Genomic DNA, 7,825 nt, shown 5'->3' with positions numbered 1-7,825 from the left:
TCGATGGCTCGCTCGAGCTGCTGAATTTCCGTTGGTGTCATGGCGTCACGCACGCTCCCTTACGGTTGGAAAGCTCTTAGTGCATGTATATTAGGGGGAGGGCGGTAACATTTGGGAAGGTGTTGGAGGAGGAGGGGTAATCCGGAAGCGCCGGTCGCTCCTGTTAATTGAGCTAGGTACAAATCATGAGTCAGCGGCTAGTCTCATTGCATTAATAAAGGATTTGCAATTCAAAGGTTGCCAAGGACAGGTTGCGTTCAGGCAGCCTTATTTTCAGACGAATACATGATAAGCTCCGATAATTCCAATACAACATTGATGGGGGAAACACCATCTCAGACTTCGAATTGGGGAAGGTTTTCAGTTTCGAATTGTAAAATCATGTCGATATATATCGAAATTCATTGATTATGTCGACAAATTATAGTTAAATAGAACTATATAGATGCTTCGAAAAGGGCAAACCTACCGAAAGGTTGGGACGCAAAGCTTCAGACCTAAGGGAATTCCTATGGTGGCTGGGTTGCCGAAAAGTTGGGAATATTGCCGTGCAATCATCCTGCTTTTTTGGGATGATTTTTTTGTTTTTTTGAAGAGGGACTGAAGTTGTCATTTGATCCGCACATGCAAGTCGGTTGGTGCGGTAAACAGCCGCCCGTTTGGGAGCATCGGAATACATACATACGCCAATTGACAGTAGGTTCTTTATCGGGCCGCAGGTAGTCCGTCTTCAGGTATACGTCCAAATGTCTCAATGATCCACGTATTTCCTCTGGATTAATTGCTGAATTGCTACAATACTGTAAGTAGGATAATTGCGGCTATTTGCTATGTGGAGGGGGCCGTTTATGACTAGTGAATCTCAACGAAATGATCAAATCGATCGTTTGATTCAGGAAGATAGCATGAATTTTCGTCGGTGCATCCGCTTGTCTCCTGACCCGGTCATGATTTTTTCGCAAGGACGCATTGTCTTTGTTAACGATTCTTTTTTGAAAGAAACAGGTTACCAGTCTGCGGAAGATCTGATAGGTACCGATATCAACAGGTTTGTTTATGATGCCAAGGACTTGCAAAACATGGAACGCCTCTACTCAGGCGAGATGTTCACAGGGCAGTTTACCCAAACGATACGAAAAGACGGAATTTGGATCGATGTCACCTACAGCGGTATTCCCATTCAGTATGACGGTCTCCCGGCGGGCTTGATTATTGCCCGTAATATTTCAGAGCAAACAAGCATGAACCATACATTGGTTCAGACGCAGGAGCAATTTAACTCCATATTGAGCAGTTTGGATGCGGGCTTTTGGTCCTACCATGTAAGTGAAGACCGGATGATGACTTTTTCCGGCATTCTTTCAAAGCTTTTTTCTGCAAGCATGTCGGATGGACGTTTCCACACGCTTTATGAACTTTGGGAAATGTGCAGTTCGAACAAAAAGATAACCTATGAACAGTTCCGTCATTCAATTTTATCCGAGGAAGCTAAAGCAATCGAATTCTCATACCCGAATTCCGACGGATCGGACGCGCATCATATGATGAGAATCTCCGTCATCAAAGACGAGGCGGGAAATCCGGTGCGGTTGAATGGGGTAGTGATCAACTTTACCGAACAGACGGAAGCCTCCCGTATGGCCCATTTCTTGGCGTATCACGATGAGCTGAGCGCTTTGCCTAACCGCAGATATTTTAATCAACAACTGAAAGATACCTTGAATCTGTCCAAACGAAACGGGCGCATGGTAGCTTTGATTTATTTGGATTTGGATAGGTTTAAATATATCAACGACTCCCTGGGGCATTCTGCAGGAGATTTGTTATTAAAGGAAGTGGCCGATCGTCTTGCGGCGGTGAAGAATGACTGTAACGGATTCATCTCCCGTCTAGGTGGCGATGAGTTTACGATTATTTTGAGCGATTTTTCCGACCAGCAAGAGCTGGAGCGTCAAGTGCGGCAAATCCAGGAATATTTTCAAGAGCCGGTTGTCATGGAAGGATATCCGTTTTATGTCAAAGCGAGCCTGGGGGTAGCCGTATCGCCGTTGCACGCATCCACGCCGGAATCCCTAATGAATTGTGCGGATACGGCTATGTTCCTGGCCAAAGAATCCCGAAACACGTACCGTTTCTATTCTGACATCGCGAGCAGAAAGAATTTGGAAGATATCCGGTTGCAGTATGATTTGCAGCATGCGCTGTCGGGCGGGCAGCTTAGCATTTATTATCAACCCAAATACGACGTCAAATCGCATCATATCGTCGGTTCGGAAGCTCTGTTACGTTGGAATCATCCTGAGCTCGGGATGATTTCCCCTGCACGTTTCATTCCTTTGGCCGAAGATAGCGGACTTATAAACGAAATAGGGGAATGGATCTTAGAGAGCGTTTGCGATCAAATCGCTGCCTGGCAGCAAAATGGTATTTATCATTGTGTAAGCGTGAATCTGTCGGTCCGGCAATTCCAGAACGGCAACCTCGTGGATGTCGTACGAAATGCGCTGCAAGCTTCCGAAATTAAAACGAACTTGCTGGAATTGGAAATCACCGAGAGTATTGCAATGGATATAGATAAAGTGCTCGGTACGCTGATTGAGTTGAATCGCCTTGGCGTCATTATCAGCATTGACGATTTCGGAACGGGTTACAGTTCCTTAAGTTATCTGAGCAAATTGCCAGTGCACAAGCTGAAAATCGACCGTTCTTTTATCAGAGACCTGATGTCCGATCAAAGCGATGCAGCCATTGTTTCGACCATCGTTTCGCTGGCGCACAATATGCAGCTGAAGGTGATCGCCGAAGGCGTGGAATCCGAAGAACAACTGAAGATGCTGGATAACTACCGTTGCGATGAAGTGCAGGGGTATTATTTCAGCAAACCGCTTCCTTTGTCAGAGTTTGAGTTGATGCTGGAGCCTGCCAATAAATATGCTTTCTATGAGCGTGTGAATAATCCGGATGCCAAACTGAAAGGGCAATTCTGCAAATTTGTCATTCGATCTTTGATTGCCGGGGATAAGAAATTTCCGGAATATCAAAAACGAATCGAAGAGATGCTTGATGACGAGTGGTATTCTTGGGATTTGTACACAGACATGCTGCAAGATATATCGATGAGAGTTACGGAGCATGCATTGAAGAATGCCGGGAGAGCGATTGTCAAACATGGCAGGAAGTTTTTTGTGGAAGAGTTGGGTTACCGTAGTTTGGAGGATCTTTTGATCGGCTACAGGGAGGTATTTGACGGAGCCATCAGCGGGTTGCCTGAACATGAACGGGCAAAAGTGATGCATTACGAAATCGGGCGCTTCGTCGTCCACTACACGGTAAGACAACCCTTAAAATTTAGTGAAGGTGTCGTTTGCGGCTTTTTTGAAATGTTCGATACGGAAGTGAAAAATATTGAGAGCAGGAGAGCAGACGAACATTACTACGAGTTTACCTTTACCTGGTAACCGCACATCGGTGTTTTGAGGATTCCGACGTTATTTATAAGAGGTGAACCTGTGAATATGAACAACGATCGGGAGAGTGCTTTAATTACCGGCCGCTTCTTGGACAGGCTGTTATTCAACCTTTCCGATGCAGTCATGATTACCGGGCGGGATACAACAATTATACGGGTAAACCGCGCTTTCGAAGAGCTGTTCGGTTGGAGGCAAGCGGAGTTGGCTCAAATGAACTATTCAAGCTATGTATTTGTACCGGAATCGCTGCGTCACGAGTCGGAAATGATTTATCGGAACATGCTTGAAAGCGGCAAGGTCAGCAATATCATTTCACGCCGGGTGTGCAAGAATGGCACCGAGGTTGATGTTTCCATTTCATTCTCAAATATTGATGACGGGCAAGGTCAGCTCATCGGCATGATCGCCATATACCGGGACATTACCGACTCAAAGGTGAAGGAAATGAAGATGGAGGAGAGCAGACAGAGGTACATGTCGTTGTTCGAACATAATCCCGATGCTGTCTTTGCAACGGACTCCGAAGGACGATTTCAGAGCTTTAACCGAAAAACGTTGGACATTGCCGGTTATTCGATTGAAGAGCTCGAAGGGATGCCTTTTCATTCATTTATTCATCCGGACGATTTGCCGCGGGCGATTGAAGGGTTCGGTAAAGCGATGGCCGGCAGCGTTCAAACCGAAGAGCTCCGGATAGCGGATAGGCGCAGATCGGGTATATACCTTTACATGAGCATTACTTCGCTGCCCATATACGTGAATGGCGAAATCGAGGGTGTCTACGGCATCGCCCAAAATATATCCCATTTAAAACAAGCCAGCATGGAGCTCGAAGAGAGCAACGAGCGGTACAAATCGCTGTTTGATCATCATCCCGATGCAGTCTTTACCATTGATCTTGAAGGCCGCTTTCAAACGTTTAACGACAATACGATTGAAGTAACCGGCTATTCCCGAGAAGAGCTTCAAAATTTGCCGTTCGCTCCCGTCATTCATCCGGAAGATTTGTCGAGGGTTAATGAACACTTCGAAAAAGCGATACGAGGCGACGTGCAAAAATATGAGCTTCGAGCTATACGCAAAGGCGATACCGATTATTCCGTGATATCCGTTACGAACATTCCGATTTATATCGACGGTGAAGTCCGTGGCGTTTACGGCATCGCCAAGGTGATTACAGAGCTGAAGAGGGCAAGGGAAGAGCTTATGCAAAGCGCAGAGAGACATCGCCAGCTTGTTGAAATCATCCCCGATCCACTTATTGTCATTGCCGCAGACAAGCTGCAATATATCAACCGCGCCGGCGTTGAATGCCTTGGTCTTGATAAAGAAACGGACGTGAGAAACTATACATTCATCGATCTGGTACATCCCGATTCTTGGGGAGAAGCCCGTATGGTGATCGATACGATACAGGTAACCGGTGAATTTAAAGGATCGAAAGAATTGATATTCAGGCGCAAGGACGGAACTCCGTTTTATGCGGAGATCAGCGGCATTCGTCTTGAAGATCATACCTCCCCCGGTTCTCTCATGATTTTCAGGGATATCACCAAAAGAAAAAAAACGGAAGAAACTATTCAATTTTTGGCCTATCACGATTCCTTAACGAGTCTGCCGAATCGGGTTCGTTTTCATCAATTGGTGGAGAGCGGCAATCAGGAGAATCGATGCGGAGGAATGGTGTTCCTGGATTTGGACCGGTTCAAGATAATCAACGATACGCTGGGACATCGAACGGGAGACTTTCTGCTTCAGGAAGTAAGCCGGCGATTGCGTCAGATGGTCGGCGGCATCTTTTCCAGGCTTGGCGGAGACGAGTTCACGGGATATTTTCCGAATGCCGATAGGGAGTCGATGAAACAAATCGTTGCGGAAATGAATCTGCTGTTGTCCAGACCCTATAGGATAGAAGGTCATGAACTGTCGGTATCTTCAAGCATCGGAATCAGCTTATATCCGAATGACAGCAAGGAAGTCGACATTCTCCTTCAACAAGCGGACACGGCGCTTTACGAAGCGAAGAAAAACGGCGGGAACGGATACGCTTTCTATAAGGCGAAGCAGAAGGTCTAAAGGAACTACCGCATTCAGTCCTCCGTTTCGGGCTGGGTTTTTCTCGTTATTCCTTCGAGGAGACCAAAGTGGAGGGGTTGCTTGTTCGTTGCTCGTTTCATGACCTGTGTAGTCAAAGGGCATGGAAATTAATAACTGCAAGATTTGTAGAAAAATCTTTTATTATGTCGAATTTTGTATTATAATCTGTATATACCACCGTATTTTGTCACGAATTTAATGTAATTCCTTAACGACAAATGGCAAACCTTTCGAAAGATAGGGACGCAAAGCCACGGGTCTAAAGCGGTCACGCTATGACAGCCGGGTTGCCGAAAAAGGATAGGATGCATGCGGATCCAGTCCTGCTTTTCGGGACTGGATTTTTCATTTTACAACAGGAGGCCTGAGATTATGAATCCGCTGCTCAATAACATCGTAAAGCCAACAGAACCCATACAAGAATGTATCCGCAGCCTGCTCCGGGAAATCGGCGAAGTACCAGCACGCGAAGGACTGCGCGATACGCCGAAACGAGTGGCCGAGATGTACAAGGAAGAGTTCGCCGGTGTTGGCGACGCTCAAAAGGGGAGTTTTCGGCGACAATATCGCACTTTGCGAGGAATTCGAGCGTTCCCTGTCAAGGGGTTAAAATTGGCAGAATCCATATAAGAGGACATTCCTCTTCTTCCGCTGAAACATGAGATTAAGACACAAGTGAGGGGGGCTGGCGTGCCGGTTTTATCGCGAACTATCGATTTTTCCGCCACTCATGTATATCGGGTGCCGCATTGGAGCGAGGAAGAGAATCGCCGGGTTTTCGGACCCTGCAGCAACCCGAATGGTCACGGGCACGATTATAAACTGGACATCATGGTCAAAGGAAGCCTCAATGAAGCTTCCGGCATCGTCGTCAACACGACGGAAATCAAACGCATCGTGAATTCATTTGTCGCTGCGGAACTGGACGGCAAATTCCTGGACCGCGAACATCCCTGGTTTCGGACACGCATTCCCACGACGGAAAATCTGGTTTCCTATATTTGGCAGTGCCTTGAACACCGGTTTGAAGTATGCCAACTACATCGAATCCGGCTATATGAGAACCATTACTTATCGTCGGCAAAGGAGGCGGGCGGGATGATTCAGCTTACGAGAAAATATCATTTCTGCGCAGCGCATCGTTTACATAGCGATCAGTTATCGCCTGAGGAGAACGTCCGGTTATTCGGGAAGTGCAACAATCCTCACGGGCACGGCCACAATTATTATTTGGACGTAACCGTGAATGGCGAACCTGACCCGGTTACCGGCATGATCGTCAATCTTGCCGAACTTGACGAGATCGTCGATCAAGTTGTACTTGACGAATTTGACCATAAGCATTTGAATTTGGATACCGACCGCTTCCGCAATTTGAATCCGACGTCGGAAGTCGTGGCGATGGTGATCTACAACATGCTTCAGCCTCATATTCCGAATCTGTACAAGATCGGGCTATGGGAAACCGAGAAAAATTATTTTGAGTACTTCGGTCCCAAGGAGAGGTCATGATCGACTGCGGAAGGCATGTTCGGGGCAAGACGATCGTCATTACCGGAGCAAGCAAAGGGATCGGCAAACAAACGGCCGAGCTGCTGAGCGGTCTTGGAGCCAATCTGGTTCTCGGTGCCAGAGATGGCGAAGAATTATCCCGCTTTGCTTCCACTTTGAAATCGGAAGTGTATCCGGTACCGGTCGATGTATCCGAGGAACGGGCTGTAAACCAGTTTGCCGAGGCGGCGATCACGCGTTTCGGAAATGTATACGCTCTCATTAACTGTGCTGGAACCGGTGTGTTCGACTCTGTATTATCGCTGGCCGCCGAGGATTTCGATCGAATGATCGCCGTCAATCTGCGAGGCACGTTCCTTTGCTGCAAAGCGTTCGGACGGCATATGGCGGAGCGGGGAGAGGGGAGAATGATCAACGTCGTATCGATTGCCGGCGCTACGGCGCTTCCCGGATGCGGCGGCTATTCTGCCTCGAAATTCGGAGTGCTGGGATTATCCCGAGTACTGCAGGCTGAGCTTCGGGGTAAGGGTATTCAAGTGACGGCCGTACTGCCGGGAGCAGTGGCTACCCCGTTCTGGGACCGAATGGACAGCAAGCCGGATATGTCGCAGATGATACCTGTTCAAACGTTAGCCCGGCATTTGATTTATATTTTATGCCAGCCTGAAGGTGCATCCATTGATGAAATAACGATCATGCCCCCACTCGGAATTTTATGAGGAGGCGGCCGATCCTAAATGAAGACC

The 7,825-nt window shown here is 47.4% G+C and carries 5 protein-coding genes and 2 riboswitches; all 5 genes read left to right on the top strand.

What is annotated here, in order from left to right:
- The first annotated feature begins 448 nt into the window (after window positions 1-448).
- Window positions 449-531, top strand: a riboswitch (cyclic di-GMP riboswitch).
- Window positions 532-848: 317 nt separating this feature from the next.
- The 5 genes from ACFFK0_RS14305 to ACFFK0_RS14285 all read left to right on the top strand — a co-directional run bounded on the left by ACFFK0_RS14305 (window position 849) and on the right by ACFFK0_RS14285 (window position 7,798).
- The gene (locus ACFFK0_RS14305) at window positions 849-3,458 is read left to right on the top strand and encodes a sensor domain-containing protein (protein ID WP_377470923.1); all 2,610 of its coding nucleotides are present in this window, start codon (window positions 849-851) and stop codon (window positions 3,456-3,458) included.
- A 57-nt stretch (window positions 3,459-3,515) separates the two neighbouring features.
- Complete coding sequence (locus tag ACFFK0_RS14300) at window positions 3,516-5,546, top strand: PAS domain S-box protein (protein ID WP_377470926.1); 2,031 nt, start codon at window positions 3,516-3,518, stop codon at window positions 5,544-5,546.
- A 231-nt stretch (window positions 5,547-5,777) separates the two neighbouring features.
- A riboswitch (cyclic di-GMP riboswitch) is annotated at window positions 5,778-5,862 on the top strand.
- Between the two features lie 77 nt (window positions 5,863-5,939).
- A complete protein-coding gene (locus tag ACFFK0_RS14295; RefSeq protein ID WP_377470922.1) occupies window positions 5,940-6,197 on the top strand; it encodes a GTP cyclohydrolase I in 258 nt (85 codons plus the stop codon).
- 60 nt (window positions 6,198-6,257) lie between these two features.
- Window positions 6,258-7,079 carry a 6-carboxytetrahydropterin synthase gene (locus ACFFK0_RS14290; protein WP_377470921.1) on the top strand — a complete coding sequence of 274 codons (822 nt, stop codon included), beginning with the start codon at window positions 6,258-6,260 and terminating at the stop codon, window positions 7,077-7,079.
- Complete coding sequence (locus ACFFK0_RS14285) at window positions 7,076-7,798, top strand: SDR family oxidoreductase (protein WP_377470920.1); 723 nt, start codon at window positions 7,076-7,078, stop codon at window positions 7,796-7,798. The genes ACFFK0_RS14290 and ACFFK0_RS14285 overlap by 4 nt, the downstream gene beginning before the upstream one ends.
- Window positions 7,799-7,825 lie beyond the last annotated feature (27 nt).

It is taken from the genome of Paenibacillus chartarius, assembly GCF_042432825.1.
In the GTDB taxonomy this organism is placed as follows: domain Bacteria; phylum Bacillota; class Bacilli; order Paenibacillales; family NBRC-103111; genus Gordoniibacillus; species Gordoniibacillus chartarius.
The sequence above is the reverse complement of the archived record's forward strand: the minus strand, read 5'-3'. Positions and strand labels throughout refer to the sequence as shown.

Excerpts from the sequence above, each read along its gene's own strand:
- ACFFK0_RS14305 (WP_377470923.1), top strand. The coding sequence starts at position 849 with ATGACTAGTGAATCTCAACGAAATGATCAAATCGATCGTTTGATTCAG.
- ACFFK0_RS14300 (WP_377470926.1), top strand. The coding sequence starts at position 3,516 with ATGAACAACGATCGGGAGAGTGCTTTAATTACCGGCCGCTTCTTGGAC.
- ACFFK0_RS14295 (WP_377470922.1), top strand. The coding sequence starts at position 5,940 with ATGAATCCGCTGCTCAATAACATCGTAAAGCCAACAGAACCCATACAA.
- ACFFK0_RS14285 (WP_377470920.1), top strand. The coding sequence starts at position 7,076 with ATGATCGACTGCGGAAGGCATGTTCGGGGCAAGACGATCGTCATTACC.